Origin of the sequence: Natrinema sp. CBA1119 (assembly GCF_002572525.1) — an archaeon.
Lineage (GTDB): Archaea > Halobacteriota > Halobacteria > Halobacteriales > Natrialbaceae > Natrinema.
Genome location: NZ_PDBS01000001.1, coordinates 1,980,846 through 2,000,923 on the forward strand (window position 1 = coordinate 1,980,846; position 20,078 = coordinate 2,000,923).

Annotated in this window: 20 protein-coding genes; 11 read left to right on the forward strand and 9 right to left on the reverse strand. The window is 65.5% G+C overall.

Annotated elements, in window-relative coordinates; all coding sequences use genetic code 11:
* Positions 1-579 precede the first annotated feature (579 nt).
* The gene (locus tag CP556_RS09745) at positions 580-1,392 is read left to right on the forward strand and encodes a TrmB family transcriptional regulator (protein WP_098725436.1); all 813 of its coding nucleotides are present in this window, start codon (positions 580-582) and stop codon (positions 1,390-1,392) included.
* Between the two features lie 65 nt (positions 1,393-1,457).
* On the opposite strand, the gene ygfZ is transcribed toward CP556_RS09745, so the two are convergent.
* Complete coding sequence (gene ygfZ, locus CP556_RS09750) at positions 1,458-2,567, reverse strand: CAF17-like 4Fe-4S cluster assembly/insertion protein YgfZ (RefSeq protein ID WP_098725437.1); 1,110 nt, start codon at positions 2,565-2,567, stop codon at positions 1,458-1,460.
* 39 nt (positions 2,568-2,606) lie between these two features.
* A complete protein-coding gene (locus CP556_RS09755) occupies positions 2,607-2,903 on the reverse strand; it encodes a DUF6432 family protein (RefSeq protein ID WP_098727354.1) in 297 nt (98 codons plus the stop codon).
* 189 nt (positions 2,904-3,092) lie between these two features.
* On the opposite strand from CP556_RS09755, the gene CP556_RS09760 reads away from it, so the two are divergent.
* The 3 genes from CP556_RS09760 to CP556_RS09770 all read left to right on the forward strand — a co-directional run bounded on the left by CP556_RS09760 (position 3,093) and on the right by CP556_RS09770 (position 5,245).
* A complete protein-coding gene (locus tag CP556_RS09760; RefSeq protein WP_098725438.1) occupies positions 3,093-4,145 on the forward strand; it encodes a DUF7093 family protein in 1,053 nt (350 codons plus the stop codon).
* Positions 4,146-4,373: 228 nt separating this feature from the next.
* Entirely contained in the window at positions 4,374-4,757 is a 384-nt protein-coding gene (locus CP556_RS09765; RefSeq protein WP_098725439.1) for a DUF5611 family protein, read from the forward strand.
* A 299-nt stretch (positions 4,758-5,056) separates the two neighbouring features.
* A complete protein-coding gene (locus CP556_RS09770) occupies positions 5,057-5,245 on the forward strand; it encodes a hypothetical protein (RefSeq protein WP_098725440.1) in 189 nt (62 codons plus the stop codon).
* 44 nt (positions 5,246-5,289) lie between these two features.
* On the opposite strand, the gene CP556_RS09775 is transcribed toward CP556_RS09770, so the two are convergent.
* Positions 5,290-6,816: a heme-binding protein gene (locus CP556_RS09775; RefSeq protein ID WP_098725441.1), complete on the reverse strand. Its 1,527-nt coding sequence runs from the start codon at positions 6,814-6,816 to the stop codon at positions 5,290-5,292.
* A gap of 168 nt (positions 6,817-6,984) precedes the next feature.
* Between CP556_RS09775 and CP556_RS09780 the strand changes: the two genes are divergently transcribed.
* Entirely contained in the window at positions 6,985-7,509 is a 525-nt protein-coding gene (locus CP556_RS09780) for a PadR family transcriptional regulator (protein WP_098725442.1), read from the forward strand.
* A gap of 92 nt (positions 7,510-7,601) precedes the next feature.
* Here the strand turns inward: CP556_RS09780 and CP556_RS09785 are convergent, their stop codons facing one another.
* From CP556_RS09785 to CP556_RS09800, 4 genes are all read right to left on the reverse strand, one after another.
* Positions 7,602-9,446, reverse strand: a complete 1,845-nt coding sequence (locus CP556_RS09785; protein WP_098725443.1) for a site-2 protease family protein — start codon at positions 9,444-9,446, stop codon at positions 7,602-7,604.
* A 65-nt stretch (positions 9,447-9,511) separates the two neighbouring features.
* On the reverse strand, positions 9,512-11,341 hold the full coding sequence (gene lysS, locus CP556_RS09790) for a lysine--tRNA ligase (protein ID WP_098725444.1): 1,830 nt from the start codon (positions 11,339-11,341) through the stop codon (positions 9,512-9,514).
* Positions 11,338-12,063 (reverse strand): UMP kinase, encoded by a 726-nt coding sequence (gene pyrH / locus CP556_RS09795; protein WP_098725445.1) that lies wholly within the window; start codon positions 12,061-12,063, stop codon positions 11,338-11,340. Before pyrH ends, lysS begins: the two co-directional genes overlap by 4 nt.
* A 122-nt stretch (positions 12,064-12,185) precedes the next feature.
* Complete coding sequence (locus CP556_RS09800; RefSeq protein ID WP_098725446.1) at positions 12,186-13,232, reverse strand: CapA family protein; 1,047 nt, start codon at positions 13,230-13,232, stop codon at positions 12,186-12,188.
* Between the two features lie 192 nt (positions 13,233-13,424).
* On the opposite strand from CP556_RS09800, the gene CP556_RS09805 reads away from it, so the two are divergent.
* The 3 genes from CP556_RS09805 (at position 13,425) to CP556_RS09815 (ending at position 16,304) form a co-directional block, all read left to right on the forward strand.
* On the forward strand, positions 13,425-14,261 hold the full coding sequence (locus CP556_RS09805; protein WP_098725447.1) for a molybdopterin synthase: 837 nt from the start codon (positions 13,425-13,427) through the stop codon (positions 14,259-14,261).
* A gap of 256 nt (positions 14,262-14,517) precedes the next feature.
* Positions 14,518-14,757: a DUF7123 family protein gene (locus CP556_RS09810; protein WP_098725448.1), complete on the forward strand. Its 240-nt coding sequence runs from the start codon at positions 14,518-14,520 to the stop codon at positions 14,755-14,757.
* A 389-nt stretch (positions 14,758-15,146) separates the two neighbouring features.
* Positions 15,147-16,304 carry a site-2 protease family protein gene (locus tag CP556_RS09815; protein ID WP_098725449.1) on the forward strand — a complete coding sequence of 386 codons (1,158 nt, stop codon included), beginning with the start codon at positions 15,147-15,149 and terminating at the stop codon, positions 16,302-16,304.
* Positions 16,305-16,352: 48 nt separating this feature from the next.
* Here CP556_RS09815 and thiL read toward each other — a convergent pair whose 3' ends face one another.
* Positions 16,353-17,258, reverse strand: a complete 906-nt coding sequence (gene thiL / locus CP556_RS09820; protein WP_098725450.1) for a thiamine-phosphate kinase — start codon at positions 17,256-17,258, stop codon at positions 16,353-16,355.
* A 98-nt stretch (positions 17,259-17,356) separates the two neighbouring features.
* Here thiL and CP556_RS09825 point away from each other — a divergent pair, with 98 nt between their 5' ends.
* The 3 genes from CP556_RS09825 to CP556_RS09835 all read left to right on the forward strand — a co-directional run bounded on the left by CP556_RS09825 (position 17,357) and on the right by CP556_RS09835 (position 18,847).
* On the forward strand, positions 17,357-17,812 hold the full coding sequence (locus CP556_RS09825) for a 30S ribosomal protein S19e (protein WP_098725451.1): 456 nt from the start codon (positions 17,357-17,359) through the stop codon (positions 17,810-17,812).
* A 97-nt stretch (positions 17,813-17,909) separates the two neighbouring features.
* The gene (locus CP556_RS09830; RefSeq protein ID WP_098727355.1) at positions 17,910-18,257 is read left to right on the forward strand and encodes a DNA-binding protein; all 348 of its coding nucleotides are present in this window, start codon (positions 17,910-17,912) and stop codon (positions 18,255-18,257) included.
* Complete coding sequence (locus tag CP556_RS09835) at positions 18,257-18,847, forward strand: DUF7411 family protein (protein WP_098725452.1); 591 nt, start codon at positions 18,257-18,259, stop codon at positions 18,845-18,847. Before CP556_RS09830 ends, CP556_RS09835 begins: the two co-directional genes overlap by 1 nt.
* 24 nt (positions 18,848-18,871) lie before the next feature.
* Here the strand turns inward: CP556_RS09835 and CP556_RS09840 are convergent, their stop codons facing one another.
* A complete protein-coding gene (locus CP556_RS09840; RefSeq protein WP_098725453.1) occupies positions 18,872-19,918 on the reverse strand; it encodes a sensor histidine kinase in 1,047 nt (348 codons plus the stop codon).
* Positions 19,919-20,078: the final 160 nt, after the last annotated feature.

The window sequence follows — 20,078 nt, forward strand, 5'->3', positions numbered from 1 at the left end:
GGTGTGTCGCGTTCGCTGCGCTGGTATGTCCGTATTTCGACGTCGAGGCCGGCTGTCACTCAGTCACTCAAAACTCACACTATCGTGAAAATGAGCGGGCTTCATAGCGACAGGCACACCCGGCGGTACCCCCGACGAGCCGATAGACGTTCTCCACGTCGAAGACAACGAGGAGACATCCGTCTCGCGCGAGAGGCGTCTCGAAGCGTTCTGGCTCGAGTCGGTTCTGTCTCCCACGTCCACTGACAGGGACCGAATCGCCGCGATTGGCACGAGCGAATAGCTATCTCCCTTTGACAGTCAGTCTGCACTCGATCGTGCTAGTTGGCGGAACCAGCGAGAACTCTCCCGTCCTGTTTTATAGAAAATGGCGAGCCCTGTCGTGGTTGGGCCGTAACAGGACTCACCACTCCCACATTTCGCCCGTGCACTCAAGTAGCTTGTGTGATAATCTGAGTGAAACTGCAATTCACGGAGAGAGAGGCACGTGACGCCAGTGACTGTGGTGGAAGACACGAATCCTTTTCCATCCTCGCGCGTTATCCTACGTGTTCGGCTATCCGGACTCGTGGTTGGGCCATGACAGAGAACGAATCTACAAGAGAGGCGATTAGCCTGTTACAGGACCTCGGGCTACAGGAATACGAAGCGCGCTGCTTTATGGCGTTGAACCAACTCCCCAGTGGAACGGCAAAGGAAATACACGAAATTTCCGAGGTGCCCCGAACGAGGGTATACGACGCCATCCGTGTGCTGGAATCGCAGGGACTGGTCGAAGTACAACACACCAGTCCGCAGGTGTACCGCGCCGTCAGCGTCACCGAGGCGACGCAGACCCTGCGACAGAAGTACGACAATCGGATCGAAACGCTCGAGAGCTACCTCGAGAGCACGGAAATTCAGGACGTCACGGAGAACGAACACGTCCAGGAGGTGTGGTCGCTCGCCGGTCACGAAGCGATCGAGTCGCGAACGATCGAGCTCATCGACGAGGCGGAGTCCGAAATCGCGCTGCTCGTCGTCGACGAGGACATTCTCTCCGAGACGATGTTCGACAGCTTACAGCGGGCAGTCGATAGGGACCTCTCGATGATTCTGGGCGGGCAGACGGACGCGATCACGGACACGCTCGGCACGGAACTCCCCAACACCCGCGTGTTCGAAACCGGTCTCGACTGGCTCACCGGGTTCGAGAGCGACGATGAGGTCGCGATCAGTCGAATCCTCCTCGTCGACCGCGAAACGCTCCTGATTGGATCGTACTATCCCAACGCCGCCGGCAGCGCGAAGGAACAGGCGATCTTCGCCCGCGGTCTCGAGAACGGGATCGTCGTTTTGCTCCGTCGACTGGTGACCGCCGGACTGCCCCAGATCAAGGATCCGGGAACGTGACTCCGTTTTCTCGGCCGCCGCGGACGAGGAGCGACCGCTGAACGAGCCGCGACGCCGCTCCCGGACTACTGATACTCGGGGAGCCGATCCGAGCGATCCGACCCCTCGACGAACGGCAGTTCGGTGCGAGTCGCAGCTACCTCCTCGCCGCCGACTCGGACCGTCAGGTCGTCGCTCTCGAGGTCGTAGTCGACGATCGCTAGCGCGATGACGTCCCCGATCATCGGGCTCTCGCCCGCGCGGGTCACCTCGCCGACCGACGCGTCGCCGTCGAAGACCGCCGCGCCGGCGTCGGGAACTGGTCGCTCCCCGCTCTCGTCGTCTCCTGCGAGCGTCAGCCCGACGAGTCGCCGACTGGGCTGGCCACGGTTCTCGACGCGAGAGACGACCTCCTGTCCCACGTAACAGCCCTTCTCGAAGTCCAGTGCGTTTCGGAGGCCGAGCACGTTCGGGAGCGTCCCCTCGAGTTCGGTGTGAAAGAGCGGCGAGCCGGCCTCGAGCGCGAGGCTCTCGAAGGTTCGATAGCCGAAGGGGGCGGCGTTGAGCCCCTGGTTGAGCAGCGTGTCGTGGACGGCTGCGGCGTCGTCTGCGGCGCAGATCACCTCGTAGCTCTCCTCGCCGGTGAGCGCATCGGTCCGGATGACGGAGACGCCCTCGTCGCCCATCGTCCCGCGGACGAAGGAGTAGCGTCGGTCGGGCGAGCCGGCACCGTTGAGCACGCTCGCGATTTTCTCGGTGGCGTGTGGCCCGTGGATCCCGAAGACCGCATAGTCGTCCGTCGCGACCCGAATGTCGACATCCTGAATGAACACCTTCTCGCTCCACTCCTCGGCGAGCGGTTCGGCGGCCTCGGGCTGCGTGAAGAGCAGCAGTCGCTCGCCAGCGTTGTAGACGTACAGTTCCACGTCGATCCCGCCCTGGGGATCGAGCACGAGCGCGTAACACCCCTGTCCGTCTTCCGTGGGGACGCGATTCGATACCACGTTATCGACGTACTCGACGCGGTCTCCGCCCTCGACGACGATCACGCCGTAGGCGAACTCGAGCAGGCCGACGCCGTTGCGGACCGCGCGATGGGTCCGCTCGGGTCGCCCGTAGTGTTCGACGATCCGTCGGTCGGCGCGCTCGCCGAACGTCGCTCCGTGATCCTCGTGGACCGACTTGATGACACTCATGCGTACTCACTGGAGCCTGATCCTCTCAGGCGTTTCGATTCAAAAAGGGAGCCGCTCGCGCAGCCACTCCCCGATCGACTGGTCGTCGTCCTCGTCGGCGCTCCGGTTGGGGACCACCCGCTCGGCGGGCTTGATCACCGTTTCAGACCCCGATTCGACGACGATCAGGTCGTCCGCCTTGAGCGTCGACAGGGCGTCCTCGAGCTCGTCGATATCGACCTCGACGGCCGCTCGGAGCTCGAAGACGGTCATCCCGTCCTCGGTGCGATCAACCAGCGCGTCGAGTACCGCCACCTCCGTTCCCTCTCGGTTCCGGTACTCCCGCTTTGCTCTCATCCGTCTACCCATTCGACGACCCGGGATTTGACGTTTGTCGTTCCGATGACGACCGTCGGAGTCGGTCCGCCACGAGCGGTCAGCGACGAGTCGTTTCCCGACGCAGTACGTTCGTGGGAGAACGACTGTCATAACTCGGCGACTGACAGGCAGTACGTTTTTTATGGACCGGGTCGGTACGGTGGGACAATGGTCCTGCGATGCTCGCTGCTCGGGCACGACTTCGGCGAGACCGATGTCGAACGCGAGCGCGAAGAACGGGGCAGTGAGGTCGTCGTTACCGTCCAGGAGTACGAGGAGTGTTCCCGCTGTGGCCAGCGCAACGTCATCAGCGAGAACACCGAAGTAACCAGCCTCTCCGCCGGGACGGGAGCCGACTCGCTCCCCGACGATCACGATCCCCAACCGACTGAACCGCCAATCGAACGAGACGCCGCGGCCGACAGCGCCGCCGACGTCGACTCGGACGCCGCGTTCATCGACGCCGACGACGCCGACCTCGCGTCCGAAGACGCCGAACTCGTCGACTCCGAACCCGATGCGTCCGCCGCTCCGAACTCGACCGCCGGAAGCGAGGCCGACCCGGCGGACGACGTGGCCGCCGCAGCCGACGCGGCCGACGACAGTTCCGATGACCCGGCCGACGAGATCGAGCTGCCGACCGACGAGAACGGCGATCCCGTCACCGACGACGGCGAGATCCTCGAGGACGACGATGACGACTCGGACACCGACCGGGACCGCGAGCACGGCGAGTGGCCCGACTCGAGCGACGTCGGCCCGCCGGTCGGCGCGGACGCCGACCCGACCGAGTGGCCCGATGACGGTGACGACGGCGACGGCGACGGCGGCGAGATCCTCACCGGGGCCGACGACGCCGAGGGCGTCTCCGACGCTGCAGACGACGAGGCTGACTCGACTCCGCCAGATGACGACGCCGTCGTCCTCGAGAACGACGCGTCGGCGGGCGGAGCGGGCGATGCCCGATCGGTGACCGCGGAGGCCCCGGCCGCGGAGCACGGCGACGCCGACGCCGCGTCGGAGTCGGGCACCGGTATCGAGCGGGCCGACTCGGTCGCGACGCCCGCCGAGAGCGACGCCGCTCCCGCGACTACCGTGCCGACCGAGTTCTACTGCCCGCGGTGTGACTACGTGGCCGCAGGCGACCGCGCGTCGCTGCGCGCCGGCGACATCTGCCCCGACTGCCGAAAGGGATATATCAGCGAGCGCGAGCGCCAGTAGCCCCTTCACGACCCCAATCTCTCTCGAGTGGTTGCGTCCCCGCTCACTCGCGCCTCCGTCCGCTGGTCTATCTCCCGTCCGCAAGTCGATCGGTCAGTCTCCCGGCCGAAGCGAGTTCGAATACTATTGCAGTTGACTCGGTGATCCGTTCTCCCACCGAGACCGATCAGCGGGTCGAAACGTTCCCTATGAAAAGAGGTAAACGGTCCGCCGTGTTTCTCCCAACCCATGAAGGAGTACAAGATGCGCCGCGGCGAATATCTCGAGGAGCGAATTCCGGACATGGAGTCGACCGTCGAGGATTACTTCGGCCCGATCACGGGGTTCGAGGAGTACAAGGGAAGCGATCTCTTCGTCATCGGCGAACCCGACAACCCCGTCTTCGAGAAGGTCGTCGTCGGCACCATCGAGTACTCCGGCAAGAAGGACAAACTCGGCGTCGAGTTCTACGAGCGCGATCCCACCGAACTCGGTCCCGACGAACTCGAGGCCGCGGGCGACGCCGTCGACGCCAAAAACGACTTCCTGCTCGAGGCGACCGGTCGCGACGCCAAGTCCCGCCGCGAATCGATGAAGCGGACGGTCGAAGACGACCCGGATCACGATTTCTAAGACCGACCTTTTTTGCGCTCGGGTTCACTGCGTTCACCGCTCGCGCAAAAAATCTCGACCAAAAAAGGCCGCTCGCTCCCTCGACTCGCGGCCGTTGGCCGCTCGTCTTTCCGCGGCGCTTCGCGCCGCGCGTTCAGTCGCTCGCGGTCGTATCGGTGAACCGCCTGCCCTTCCCCGGATCAGGCGACTCACCGCGAGTGCGGTGAGCCGCCTTCTCGGCCACAGCACCGACTATTGTGGTTTTGGTTCCGACGAATGGCTTCGTAACGGCTTTGATCGCCGCGTCGAATCCCTCAGTAATGGAAGCACAGGCGTTTTTCGCCGCGACGCTCGCCGGCCACATCGGGTTCGCGATCTTCGTCACCGTCCACGCGTTCGTGACCGATCGCGACCCCGGCAAGTGGCCGTTCGTGACGCTCGCGTTCGGACTGGCCGGAATCGCGGCCTACTTCTTCTACGATGAGACGGCCGGATCAGGCCAGATCTGACCCCAGTCCGCTCGAGCAGACCGCGAAAAATCGGCCTCGAGCGCTCAGGCCAGGAAGACGTGTCGCGGTCGGTCGACGAGGACGTCGCGGCCGAACTCGACGGCCTCTGAGAAGGCGTCGCTCCGGAAGAACTGCATGGCGTCCTCGCGGGAGTCCCAGCGGCTGGCGATGAACATGTCGTTCTCGTCCTCGCGGTTGATCAGCAGGTCCGTCTTGCGGTGGCCGTCCATCTCCGCGAGGAGGCCGGCGGCGTCCTCGAACGCGCCGGTGAAGTCACCGCGGTGCTCGGGCCTGACCGTGTAGAACATCCCCATCGTGCCCCAGGAATCCGTCTCGTCGTCGCCGGCCTGCCGAACAATATCGGGGAGATCGGCGAGGAACCCGGCGGCCGTGTTCGCGGCGCGTTCGGTGTCCCAGAGGCTGACGATTGCGGTCTCCGCATTATCACCGCCGTCCCGAGGTGCGTACACCGCCGTCTTCACGTGCGTATCGTAGTGATCGAAGTTCCCTCGCAGCCCGTCGACCTCCTCGAACAGCTCGTCGGGATCGGCCGCGGAGTAGAGCACGACCGCGTGGACGTCCTCGCCGTGTGGCTGGCCCGCGTAGACGCCCAGTTCCTCGAGTTCGCTGCGAACGTCTTCGTCCCCGTCACCATCATCGCCGTGAGGGCCGCCGGAGTCGCCGTGGTGGCCGTCCGAACCCGAGTCTCCGTGATGGTGGCCGTCGGCGTCGTCACCGGCGTGTGAGTGGCCGTGCTCGCCGTGGGCGCTCTCGGTGTCGTCCTCCTGTGGAACCGGTTCGCCCGCGAGGAACGCGCCGAGGTGTTCGGGCGGGAAACGCCGGGCCGAGAGGAACCGGCCGAACTCGGCGAAGCGGGAACTCGAGGGATCGAAACGCATCTCGTAGAGCAGTTCCTTGACGTCGGTCGGGTCGTCGCCGAACAGGGTGATACCCCATTCGAAGTCGTCGAGGCCGACGCTGCCGGAGATGATCTGGGTGACACGGCCGGCGTAGCCCTTGCCGATCTCGCCGTGGTTTGCGAGGTAGTCGGCCCGCTCGTCGAAGGGCAGTTCGTACCAGTTGTGGTCGGGACCACGGCGCTTGCTCATCGGGTAGAAACTGAGGAACTCGCTGTCGGGAATCTCCGGCTTGAGCCGCGACTCGATGTATCGCTCGAGGCCGGTGTCCTCGACCTCCGCGTCCTCGTCGAAGTAGTCCTCGGACATGTAGCCCGAGACCTCCGTCACCGAGAGGTAGGAGTCGGCCCGCTCGGTGAACTCGGCGAGCGCGGTGTGTTCGAACCGCCGCTCGAGCGTGTCGATGTCGGCGAGCGTCGGTCGCAGGTGGAGCACGAGCAGGTCGGCCTTGTGGCCGAGCACCGCGAACGTCGCTGATTCGCCCTCGTCCGCGTCGTCGACGGCTTCGCTGGCCGCGAGGTAGTCGATGCCCTCCTCGATCGCCTGCGAGCGTCGCCGCTCGGGCGCGTTTCGCCAGGCGTCCCAGTCGATCGACCGGAAGTCGTGGAGGACGTACCAACCCTCTTCCGTCTGCGGCGGTCGTCGTCGTTCCATGTCCGTCGGTTGGGACGGGGACGCTAAGAAGGACCGGGTTTCGGTCGGCTTCGCTCCGGCGTTCATCCCTCGGCTGGGAACCGCCGCTGTTAGGTTCCCAGGCCCTGAGCCGCCGGTCTCGAGCGCGACCGAAACCCTTTACGTGCGTCCGTTTTATCCACGACGTACATGCGGAAAAGTGGGCCGCCGAAGGGACTCATCGCCTACATCGTGCTCGAACTCCTCGAGGAGAAGCCCCGGTACGGCTACGAGATCCTCAAGGAGATTCGCGAGATCAGCGGCGGTCACTGGGAGCCGTCGTACGGCTCGGTGTATCCGATCCTCTACAAGTTCGAGGAGAAGGGCTGGGCCGAGCGCATCGAGCGCGAGGACGAACCCGATCGGAAGTACTTCGAACTCACTGCCGACGGTCTCGCCGAACTCGAAGAGCGCCGCGAGAGCGGCTCGGAGAAGGCCCGTGACTTCGCGGACGTCATCCTCGGCTTCTTCCACGTCTACGCGGCCTTTTCGACTGACGACCGGTTCGAGATCCCCGAGACGGACGGCGAGTGGCGCTTCGACGAGGCGTTCAGCCACTGGGTCGTCGAACAGGTCGTCCGTCACCACGAACACTACTTCGATACCGAGTTCGAACGCCTCGAGGCGACGCCCGAGGAGTTCTCCGAGCGCCACGGCGTCGATATGGAAGACTGAGACGGGCTACGCTCCGTCAGTTCCGGCACACCCGCGACCCACCCATACGGGCGCGCCGATATGTCGGTACAGCAGACCGTCTGCGGGGACGACTACCCCGAGAACAGTTGCGGCCCGAACAGCATCATGAGGAAGCTGACGAGCATCGTCACGCCGACCGTCGTCGTTACCAGACGGACCATCCCCCGGGTCGGGTTGATGATGGGGAGCCGGGAGACGATCGCCTCGGTGCTCGTCCGGAGGATGTGCCCGCCGTCGAGCGGGAACGCCGGGACGCAGTTGAAGAAGCCGAGCTGGACGTTGATCCAGCCGGTCCAGAACAGCAGGTTCGCCAGCAGGAAGACGGACCCGTCTCCGAACGCGCCGAGTGCACCCTGCACCTCGTAGAAGTTCTGGATCCCGCCGGTGAACCCGGCGAAGTTGAACGGTAAGGCACCGCTGACACCGATGACCGGCAACAGGAGTGCGAGTCCCATTTTTCCGAGGAAGGTGTCGGTGACGCCGCCGAAGCGCGTCTCGCCGTCCCCGCCGAGCAGCCCCAGATACTCGCCGGCGGGATAGAGCTGGACGCCGATGTCGCTGACGTCGACGCCGGACGTTCCTGGATACGGTTGAATCCCGAGGAATCCGCTCTCGGAGCGCGGGTTCTCGTCGAGCGTGACGGTGTGCGTCTGTCGGTCGTCACCGATGTAGCCCGTCACCTCGACCTGCTGGCCGGGCTCGGTGTCCGCCAGCAGGGGAGCGAGATCCTCGTAGCTGTGCACCCGCTCGCCGTCAAAGCGGGTGATGACGAACGTCTCGTCGGTCGGGCCGGCTTCGGCCTCGAGCGGCTCATCCTCGGCGATCGAGACCGCAGCGCCGATCGTCACCGCTCGTTCGACACCCTCCTCGCTGTCCGCGGGTTCGATCGTGAGAGCGACTCGTTCGTCGTCGCCGACGGCGTCGAAGAAGCCGCGCTCGGTCGCCACCGTCTGCCCGTTGACGGCGCGAATCTCGTCACCGGCGGAGAGCCCCGTCGGGCCGTCGTCCATCGCCGCGGTCACGATCAGCGATCTGTCGACCGTCACGGTCTCCTCGCCGTCGAGTTCGACGGCGACCTGCTCACCGTCGACGGCCTCGAGCCGATCCGCGAGGTCGTCGTTACCCTCGACCGCGGTGCCGTTGATCGCCGTGATTCGGTCGTTGGGTTCGATGCCGGCATCGGCCGCGGGGGAGTCCTGCGCCACACCGCCGACGGCGGCTCCGGGTGCGACGCCGATCGCGCCGACGACCGGGCCGAAGAGGAGCGCGAAGGCGAGGATCGTGATCGCGAAGTTGTTCGTCACGCCGGCGGCAAACATCCGCGTCTGCCCGCCGCGGGACGCGGATTTACTGCTCTCCTGATCGGGCTCGACGAACGCGCCGACGGGAAGGACGGCGAGCATCGCGATCCCCATCGAGTCGATGTCGATGTCTTCGACGCGACAAAGCAGGCCGTGACCGCCCTCGTGGACGACGAGTCCGACGAGCAGTCCGACGACGATTCCGGGCGTCGCCGCCAGCGGCAGGAAGTCGTTAACCCCAGGGATGACGAGGACGTTGCGCGGCTGTCGAACCGCGGAGTTCGCCATCTGCGGCGTCGAAAGCGAGGAAATCGCCGCCTGAATGAGGAACGCGAACATGGCCACCATCACGACCAGTGCGATGCCGACGCCGATGTTCGACCACGCGCGCCAGAACCGTTTCGGACGGGCGAGCCGGTCGAGGAGCACCCGGCCGCGTTTGGTGTGGAAGGTGAGAATCGGCCCTTGCGTGCCGATGTAGTCGGGGAGATAGCCGCCGTTTCGGAGTCCGACGACCGCGAGCCAGTAGAGCAGGAGACCGAACAGAACCCATGTCAGGAGTTCCGATCCGTAGATTGCGGGGGGCGAAACGAAGGCGAAGAGACCGTGATCCATCGATAGTATCTCCGGGCGGCGGTCTCAAATGGCTTTTGTCTATCGACCCAACGCTCCGGGTCGATTCACCGCTCCCGGCGGAGCCGGCCGACGACGAACTCCCGGTCGACCTTCGCGAGGAAGGAGCCGAGCTTCGGCCCCTGCTCCTCGTCGAAGAACAGCCGGTAGCCCGCCGCGAAGAAGTCGCCGACGTCGATGTCGTGGCGTCGCGCGGTCTCGTAGATCTCGCCCTGGATTTCCTCAGGATCGTGGCCCGCCTCGATGAAGTCGGCCAGTTCCGCGAGCGCGGCCTCGGTGTCCGCGTCGAACTCGTGGTCCGGGATCTCACTGCGCTTGAGCTCGTAATCGAACTCGTTGCCCGTCCGGCGCGCCCAGTTGCGGGCCTGCTCAACGCGCTCGAGCGCCCTGTCGACTGCCCACTCGGGCGCGTCGTCGGGAATATGACCCTCGCGACGGGCAATTTCCTCGCGCAGGTCGGGATCGTCGGTCATCCCGAGCACCGCGGCGAAGGTGTAGGGGAGCCGGATTCGGTCTTCTCGTGGATTATCGACTACAAACGGGTAGACGCGCTCGGCGAACGCTCGCTCGTCCTCGCTGCCTTCGATCTCGCCGAAGTAGATCGCCTCGAGCCGGTCGAACTCGTCGACCAGCTGATCCAGCCGTTCGATGCTGAAGTCTCGAGCCTTCGCGGGGTCCTTCGCGAAGAAGTAGCGCAGGACCTCGGGCTCGAGCAATTCGAGCACGTCCGAGACGAGAATCACGTTCCCTTCCGACGAGGAGAAGGGCTCGCCCTCGAGGGTGAACCACTCGTAGACCATCGGGACCGGCGGCTCGATCTCGAGGACGTTGCGCGCGACGTCCTGTCCGCTGGGCCAGGAGCCCTCGGCGTGGTCCTTGCCGAAGGGCTCGAAATCGACGCCGAGGATTTGCCACTGGGCGGGCCACTCGAAGCGCCAGGGGAGTTTGCCCTCGCGCAGCGTTGCCGTGCCCTCGTGACCGCAGCCGTCGATCGTCTGGTTGCCCGCGTCCATGTCGGTACAGCGGTAGTCGACGGTCGGCGTGCCGCCCGTCTCGCGGGTCGCTTCGCTCCCCGCTCGACTATTCGAGGCGCGTTGCGCCTCGCCATCCAGATCGACGCTCGTCACCGTCTCGGTGATCTTGCCACACTCCTCGCAGATCGGGTTGAACGGGACGTAGTCGCCGTTCGCGTCGACTTTGTCCTGATACTTCGAGAGGACCTCGCGTGCGCGCTCTCGGTGCTCGAGGACGAATCGAGTCACGTCCTCGAACTCGCCGGACTCGTACAGCTCGGTGTTCGAGACGAGTTCGATCGGGACGTCGACGGCGTCGGCGCTGTTCTGAATAATCGTCGCAAAGTGGTCGCCGTAGGAGTCACAGCAGCCGAAGGGATCCGGGATGTCGGTGTAGGGCGCGCCGAGGTTCCGGCCGAGTGCGCCGGCGTCGACCTCGCCGAGATCGACGAGGTTCCCCTCGAGGTCACAGAGGGTTCGCGGGAGCTTTCGAAGGGGGTCGCGGTCGTCGGCGGTGAACACCTGCCGGACCTCGTGGCCCCGGTCGCGCAGCACCTCGGCGACGAAGTAGCCGCGCATGATCTCGTTGACGTTGCCGAGGTGGGGGACGCCGGAGGGCGAGATGCCGCCCTTGACGACGATCGGTTCCTCGGGATTTCGGCTCGCGGGTCGTTCCTCCCCGCTCGCTTTGTCCGTGGCCTCCCGCTGGTCGGCCACGCGCTCTTCAACCCGATCCGCGACCGTATCCGCCCAGAACGCGTGTCGCGTCTCGCTCGCTTCCTCTCGCTGGAGCGTATAGGGACTGATCGCGTCGGATTCAGGCGCGTCGATCGTGTCTCCGTCAGCGTCGCCGTCGGAACTCATTGCTCGTTGCTCGCCCAGTAGGTCGGTTCTTCGCCGGCACCGTCGGGGATAACGTCCGTCCCCTCGTGATCGCCGTGGCGAACCGCGCGGGCGATCCGGTCGGGATCGGTGCCGTCGAGGACGATGGTGCGCATCCCCGAGCGCTCGATGATCTTCGCCGCCAGCAGGTCGACGGGTGCGGACGCGCCGGCGTTCATCTCGAGGCCGGCGATGACGTCGACCAGCTCCGCGGCGGAGAGCCGGTCGTACTTGGTCGCGTCGTCGTCCTCGTTGGGGTCGTCGCTGTAGACGCCGGGGACGCTCGTCGCGTAGACGAGCAGGTCGGCGTCGATGTACTCCGCGAGGGCGGCCCCGACGGCGTCCGTGGTCTGGGCCGGTGCGACCCCGCCCATAATGCAGATGTCGTCCCGGCGGAGCGCCTCGCTGGCTTCCTCGTAATCGAGGGCCGGTGCGGTCACGGACTCCTCGCTCAGCGCCGCGATGAGCAGCCGAGCGTTGAGTCGCGTCACGTCGATTCCCAGCTGATCGAGTTCGATCTCGTTTGCGCCGAGCTCTCGAGCGGCCGAGATGTATTCGCGGGCGACGCCGCCGCCCCCGACGACGGCACCGATCCGACAGCCCTCCGCGATGAGTTGCTCGATGACGGCAGCGTGTTCGGCGACCCGATCCCCGCCGGGCTCGGGAACGAGGACGCTCCCGCCGATAGAGACGACCACTTTCATACTACACCGGTGTAGCGGAGTTGCTATCTTAAGAGTTGCCAACTGCCCGGATGACGTGGTGACACACCCCTCGAGTAGCGAATCGGATGACCGCAAGCAGCGCGATCGGACCGAGGGGCGGACTACGCCTCGAGCGACAGGACGAGCCCGTCGCCGTCCCGGTCGAACTCGGTGCCAAAGGGTTTCGAGAGCTCGCGCATCCGCTCGCGGGACCACGCGGCGGCCGCCGGGCTCGCCTCGCGGACCACACAGTCGTCGATCTCGGTGGGGTGTAATCGGAGTTCGGTCGGCTGTCCGTCGGGTGTCACCGCGAGGACGAACAGAAAGCTCCGGTCGTTTCGCAACTCGTCGTCGACCCGATAGTCGTCGACGAAATCCCCCGCGTCGTAGACGATCGGCCGGCCGTTGTGGACTTCGATCCCCTGAAAGACGTGCGCGCTGTGGCCGTGAACGACGTCGACGCCCGCTTCGATCAGCCAGCGGCCGAACTCCCGGAACGACTCGGGCGGTTCCGTCACCATGTTCGGCCCCCAGTGCAGCGAGGCGACCAGCAGATCGGGATTCGTCTCGCGTGCGCGCTCGAGCGCATCCGACACAAGCCGCCGCGACTCCGAATCGTCGATATCGATTTCGATCCGGGCCGTCCCCGGCGAGTTCTCGTCGGCCGCGTACTCCGGCGTGTTGTCAGTGAACGAGACGACCGCCACGTCGAGTCCACCGTCGCCGTCCGCGTTCTGTTTCGGTTCATCGTCGCCGGCGCTGGAGCCACCGATCGTCCGAATCGCGGGCTCGAGCGCCTCGTCGATCGTCTCGCCGGCACCCGCGTGAGCGATGCCGGCTTCGTCGAGCGCCGCGATGGTGTCCCGCAGCGCGACCGCTTCGTAGTCCAGGACGTGGTTGTTCGCCAGCGCACAGATATCGACGCCCGCGCGTTCGAGGGCCGGAATTGCCCACTCGGGATCGGCTCGGAAGTGAAACGGACGGTGCGTGCGTTGCCACTCTCGGCCGCGCGTCGAGAGCACGCACTCGAGGTTTATCACCAGCCCGTCCAGTTTGTGAAGGCGCTCGAGGACGTTCCCCCAGACCGCATCGACGGATCGACTTCGTTGACGGTCGTCGACGAGCCGACCGATCATCACGTCGCCCGTGAAGCCGATTCGGAAGGGCATATCGACCGTTCGCGGCGCATGCCCAAAACCCCAGGCTACTGATTCTCGACCACCGTTCCGTCACACGGGACCCACCCGGGCTTGCTCTGCCGGGTGGGACTGAAAGGGGCGCGCTGGGTGGGCGCTGTATGCCCGCCCAGCGCGGGGCTTTCCGGCGACAGCTACAAAGCCCGACCGCCCCATCGTTCGAACATGCACGTACTGGATGTTCGCGACGGGGGAGCGGACGGCGACGCGCTCGAGGCGGTCGTCGATCGGACCGTCGATCGGCTCTCCGAGCGAGGCCGCGTTGGGGTCGTCAGGTACGATTCGACGATCGCCGACGGTGCGTACGCGCGCGAATCCATCACCTTCGGCGGAGACGTCACCTACGATCTCGGGGTCGATGGCGACTGGCTCGCGTCGGGGACGGGGCTGTCGGTCGGTGACGCGCTCGACAGTCTGGCGACCGACTGCGAGTACGCGGTCGCCGTCGGCACGCCGACGCTTCGCTATCCCTCGATCGTCGTGGGATCGGCCGACCTCGAGCGCGAGCCGACCGGTGACATTATCGCGAGCGTCAACGACCCCGGCGACCTCGAACTCGATGCCGTGGTGGGGGCCGTCGAGTCGGCAGAGCCCCACGAGACGCTCGAGTCGCTGGTGGCCCGCATCAAACGATCGCCGCGGGCCGACAGAGCGGGCGCGATCGCGACCTTCACCGGCCGGGTCCGCGCGAAAGACAGTTCGGACGACGCGCGCACCCAGCACCTCGAGTTCGAGAAGTACGAGGGCGTCGCCGACGAGCGGATGGCGGCCCTCGAGGCGGATCTCGAGGCTCGAGACGGCGTCTTCGACGTCGAACTCTACCACCGGACGGGTGTCGTCGAGGACGGCGAAGACATCGTCTTCGTCGTCGTCCTCGCCGGTCACCGCGAGGAGGCGTTTCGAACCGTCGAAGACGGGATCAACCGTCTGAAAGACGAGGTACCGCTATTCAAGAAGGAAGTCACGGTCGAGGACGAGTTCTGGGTCCACGATCGGCCGTGACTGTTCTTTTCGTTCGCCGTTCGGGATGAAACTGTGAAACGGTCGGGAAAGACGATATTGCATTGATCGGAACAGTATAATCGGAAATAATGCGTTACGTGCGGTTTTAAAACATCTCGACGATTCTCCTCGCCCGATTAACAGTCTGGTAATCGAGAATAAAACGTCTCTTACCCCCCAGATCGCTGAACACAATCGAAACGCCGCTAACCAACCATCCTTTATAACAGATATCCCCCACAAGGAGTATCTGTCGATGAGCACCACTGCCCAACCCTCCACGGAAAGCAAAGAACACCGCCTGAAACGCTATCTGCGCGAACGCGCCGAAGACGGCGAGCTGTACTTCAAAGGCAAGTTCATCGCGGACGATGTCGGGATGTCCCCCAAGGAAATCGGCGCGCTGATGGTCAAGCTCTCCGATTCCGTCACCGACCTCGAGATCGAGAAGTGGTCGTACACGAGCGCGACGACGTGGCGCGTCGCACCCGCCTAACGGCTGTTTCGATCGGCCCGGCTGAACCGCTCGGACGACAGTCCCCGCCCCTCACTCCGCGCTGGCGCGTTACCGACGCGATCAGGCGCAATTCCCCTGATTTCCTGCCCCTCGCTGACGATTCGGTTTCCGTTGTCTCGTCGTGTTTCTACGCCCTATTATAGTAGCCACTGAAACGATTCACACACTGATCGGACAGCTGTCGTTCGATCGGGCGTGCAATGACTTTCAGTGGCTACTATACGGCTCCCTCCGTCGTATTCGACACCGCCGCAGCACCTCACCGACTTCTGATGAGGTCCAGAACTGCGACGAGGCCGTGATCGGGAGAAACGGATCGTCCTGCCAACGGCAGTCGATTTATACCGGGCCCTAGTGAATTACACCTAATGGACGACGTCGACCGGTCCGGATTCGGCGCGGCGAACCGGGGCGGCCGCTCGCTCGAGGACGGGCCGCCGATCGATCGGATCGAGACGGTGTTCGCGGTCTACGAAGCGCGTCAGGAAGACGGCCAGATCGTCTACTATGGCGATCCGTTGACACACCCGGAGCGGGTGGTCCGTGAACTCTGGCCGATCTTCCGCGAACGCGGGTACGACGCCGATCTCGAGCGGCGTCACGGCGAGTACGCGATCGTGGCCGAGCCGACTAGCGTGGGGATCGATGGAATCCCCTGGACGAACATCGTGTTGTTCCTGTTGACGGTCGGGTCGACGCTGTTCGCGGGCTCGTTCTGGTATCAGCTCGATCCGATTTCCGATCCGGGCGTGATCTGGCAGGCCTGGCCGTTCACGGCGGCTATTCTGGGGGTTCTCGGCGTCCACGAAATGGGCCACTACGTCATGAGCCGGTACCATCAGGTCGACGCCTCGTTACCCTACTTCATTCCGGTGCCGACGCTCATCGGAACGATGGGGGCGGTTATAACCTTGAAAGGCCGAATGCCGGATCGAAAGGCACTGTTCGACATCGGCGCTGCCGGTCCGCTGGCCGGGCTGGTCGCGACGGTCGTCGTGACCGTGATCGGCCTTCACCTGCCGCCGGTTTCGGTCGACCCCGCATTACTCCAAAACCCCGACGCGGTTCGGATCGAACTGGGCTATCCGCCGCTGCTCGAGTTCCTCGCGGCGGGATTCGACCAGCCGCTGTACCGGAACGACCCGACGACCGGGGTGAACCCGGTTGTCATCGGCGCGTGGGTTGGGATGCTCGTCACTTTCCTCAACCTGATCCCGGTCGGTCAGCTCGACGGGGGGCACATCCTCCGGGCGATGGCCGGCGAGTTGCAGGAGACGATCGCAGCGCTGGTTCCGGGCGCGCTGTTCGCGCTCGCCGCGTACCTCTACTATGTCGACGGCTACAGCGTGAACACGGTCCTGATCTGGGTCATCTGGGGATTCTTGACCGCGCTGCTCGCCTCGAAGGGGCCCGCCACGCCGGTACGGGACGAGCCGCTCGGCCGCGGTCGGTTCCTCCTCGGGACCGTGACGTTCGGCCTCGGGTTGCTCTGTTTCATGCCAATCCCGGTCGTGATCGTGGGGTGATTCGGCCCCGGCCCACGTCTCAGTCTCTCTGCTCGACCTTCCCCTCCCTCAGCCGTGCGTATAGCCGCGATCCGCGAGCGGCTCGCCGTCCGTCGTGAGTCCGTCCTCGGCCTCGCACACGACACCGATCACCGACAGCGATACGTCGGCCGTCTCACGTACCGCCGCCAGTGCGTCTTCGGGGAGCGTCGCGACGAGCTCGAAGTCCTCGCCGAAGGTGGTCGCGAGCTCGAGCGCCTCGTCGTCGCCGTCTGCCACGTCGCGGACGCTGTCGTCGATCGGCAGCCGGTCGGAGTCGATCGCGAACCCGCAGTCGCTGGCCTCGGCGAGCTGGTGGAGCGAGCGGGCGAGCCCGTCGCTCGAGTCCATCATCGCGCTCGCGTGGGGTGCCAGCGCCCGGCCGGTCGCGATTCGGGGCTCGAACCGAAAGAGGTCGTTCGCCCGCTCGCGGAGCCGGTCCCCGTCGCCAGCGCGTTCGGCGGCGCGTTCGAAGTATTCGAGCGCGGCCGCGCTCCGGCCGAGCGTGCCGGTCACGCAGACGACGTCGCCGGGCCGAGCGCCGCTCCGCGGAACGGGCTCGTCGGTGCGCCCGATGGCGGTCGTCGCGACGGTGAACTCGTCGTGGCCGTCTAGATCGCCCCCGACGTACTCGGTGTCGACGCGCTCGCAGACGTCGCTCGCACCGCGAACGAAGGCGAGCAGTTCGTCGCGGTCGAATTCGGGCGCGGCGTAGGCGGCGACGGCGGCCGTGGCCTCGGCACCCATCGCCGCGACGTCCGACAGGGACGCGCCGACGGCGCGCCAACCGGCCGTGTAGCGGGTCGTTCCCGGCGGAAAGTCCGTCCGCTCGTGGAGCATGTCCGTCGTCACCACGAGCCCGTCGACGACGGCAGCGTCGTCGCCGGCCGCCGCGAGTTCGTCCGACAGCAGCCCCAGGGCGGCGCGTTCGTCCATACCCCCCGTTTCGACTCGAAGGCGAAAAACGGTCCGGGCCGACGCCGGGCTGTGCGGAGACGATGGCCTTAAATGCCGCCGCCGGGAATCACACGCCAATGGCTACGATGTACGACGTTCCGGCGGACGACCTCATTGAGGCGCTCGCCGACGATCTCGCGGATCGACTCGAGGAACCCGACTGGGGCGCGTTCGCCAAGAGCGGCGTCGCCAACGAACTCCCGCCCGAACAGGACGACTTCTGGGCGACCCGCGCCGCAAGTCTCCTGCGCAAGGTCGCCGACCGCGGCCCAATTGGCGTCGAGCGCCTCTCGACGGAGTACGGCGGCGCGAAGGGCGGTTCGAACCGCTATCAGGTCGCACCCGACAAGCGCACCGACGGCTCGAAGAACCTGATTCGGACCATCCTCCAACAGCTCGAGGAGGAAGACCTCGTCGAGACCGCCGAGGGCGAGGGTCGCCGAATCACCGCCGAGGGTCGGAGCCTGCTCGACGACACCGCCGGCCAGGTTCTCGAAGAGCTCGACCGTCCGGAACTCGAGCGCTACGCCTAATTCACGCGTTCGTTTTCGTGTCGGTTTCCCCGCCCAGAGCCATCGCTACTGTCGTCCGTAATCATTTTCCCGCGTGGCGGACAAGTACGAGACAACGATGAGTGGCTCACCAGACGAGGAAAAACTCGAGGAGCTTCGCCAGAAGAAAATGGAGCAGCTACAGGACCGCACCGACGCACAGGGCGAGGGCAATCAGGAGGCGGCCCAGCAGCAGGCCGATGCCCAGAAGAAAGCCGTGTTGCGCCAGCACCTGACCGACGAGGCCCGCAAGCGACTCAACACGGTCAAGATGAGCAAACCCCAGTTCGGCGAGCAGGTCGAGCGCCAAGTCGTCAGTCTCGCCCGAAGTGGTCGCATCCAGGGCAAGATCGACGACGACAAGATGAAACAGCTCCTCAAGGAGCTGAAGCCGGACTCCCAGAGCTTCGATATCCAGCGCCGGTAATGGAACTCGGACTGCTCTACAGCGGCGGGAAGGACTCGACGCTCGCCGCGCTCTTGCTCGAGGAGTTCTACGACGTAACGCTGCTGACGGCGCACTTCGGCATCAGTGACGACTGGAAACACGCCCGCGAGACGGCCGACGACGCCGGATTCGCGTTCGAACGCCTCGAATGTGATCCGGACGTCGCCCGCGAGGCCGCCGATCGGATCCGCGAGGACGGCTTCCCGCGAAACGGGATCCAGCTGGTCCACACGCACGCCTTGGAACAGCTGGCGACTCGAGCGTTCGACGCGATCGCCGACGGCACTCGCCGCGACGATCGCGTTCCGACGGTGTCGCGGGCGCAGGCCCAGAGCCTCGAGGATCGTCACGACATCGATTACATCGCGCCGCTGTCGGGCTTTGGCCGGTCGGCCGTCGACCGGCTCGTCGAGGCGCGCCTGGACGTGACCGTCGGGCCGAGCGAGGAGATCGACAGGGCCGATTACGAGGCGGAGCTCCGCGCGCTCATCGGGGACGAAGACGGCCCGGCGGCGATCGCGGAGTGTTTCCCTGATCACGACCAGACGTACGTGACGAAAGTGCGGTGAGATCAAACAGTCGATTCTTCGTTCTCAGCCGCCGCGAGTAAACTCGAATCGGGCCCCGCCGGCCTCGCTTTCGGTGATCGCGACCTGCCAGCCGTGGGCGTCGGCGATTGCGCGGACGATCGCGAGACCGAGCCCGGAGCCGTCCTCCGACATCGAGTACCCCTGCTCGAGCACCGCCGCTCGCTCGTCTTCGGGGATGCCGGGGCCGTCGTCGGCGACGAAGAAGCCGCCATCACAGGGGCCGACGCGGATGTGGACGTCATCGCGCCCGTGTTCGATCGCGTTGCGATAGAGGTTCTCGAAGAGTTGTTTCGCCCGAAGCGGGTCGACTTCCAGCGTTCGGTTACCGACTATCTCGTAGGTTGCCTCGTCCGTCTCGACGACCGTCCACGCGTCGCTCGCGAGTTCGACCAGCGGCACGTCGTAGGGATCTTCCACCTGCGTCCCGCTGCGGGCCACCGACAGCGTCTCCTCGATCAGTTCGTCCATCCGATTTAGCGCCGCGTCGACCTCCTGCAAGTGCTCCGGGTCGCCGTCGGTGAACGCCGCTCGGAGCCGGCCCTGGGCGACGCTGAGCGGGTTTCGGAGATCGTGACTGACGACGCTCGCGAACTCCTCTAAGCGCTCGCTCTGCCGTTCGGCCTCGCGGACGGCGGCCCGCTGTTGAATCTCGTAGATGCCGGCGACGGTACCCGCGCCGACGCCGACCGTTCCACCCATCAAGAGCAGGTACAGGGGCGCTTGCGCGCCGGTCTCCTCGAGATACAGCACGTAGAGATGCAGCGCCGTCACGAGGACGGCAGCGAGGAAGCCGCCGAGCCCGTAGCCGAAGACGGTGAGCCGGTCTCGGACAGAGATGTCCCGGGAGACCAGCCATCGGTCAGCGAAGACGACGGCGGTCGCCGCGAGCAGCGGAAAGACGCTCTCGAGGAGCGCTCTGGTCGTCACGTGCTCGAGAGCGATGCGGATCCCGATGATCGCGGCGAGAAAGAGACCGAGCGCCGAGAGCGGCGAAACCGGCAGTCGCTCGCCGATCTCCGCGACCCAATCGTCGTCGGCCACGCGTTGCACAGTGGCTACTCGCCGTAGGTCGGTATCAATGTACGGGACGGTCTCAAGGCGGTGACTGTCGAACTAACGGTAATCAGCATTGAACCAAACGTCAGCCGCCCGCTCGCCGGGACCGCCGACGGTCACGGTGGCCACGGCGGAACGAAAGGATAGAAGTTCG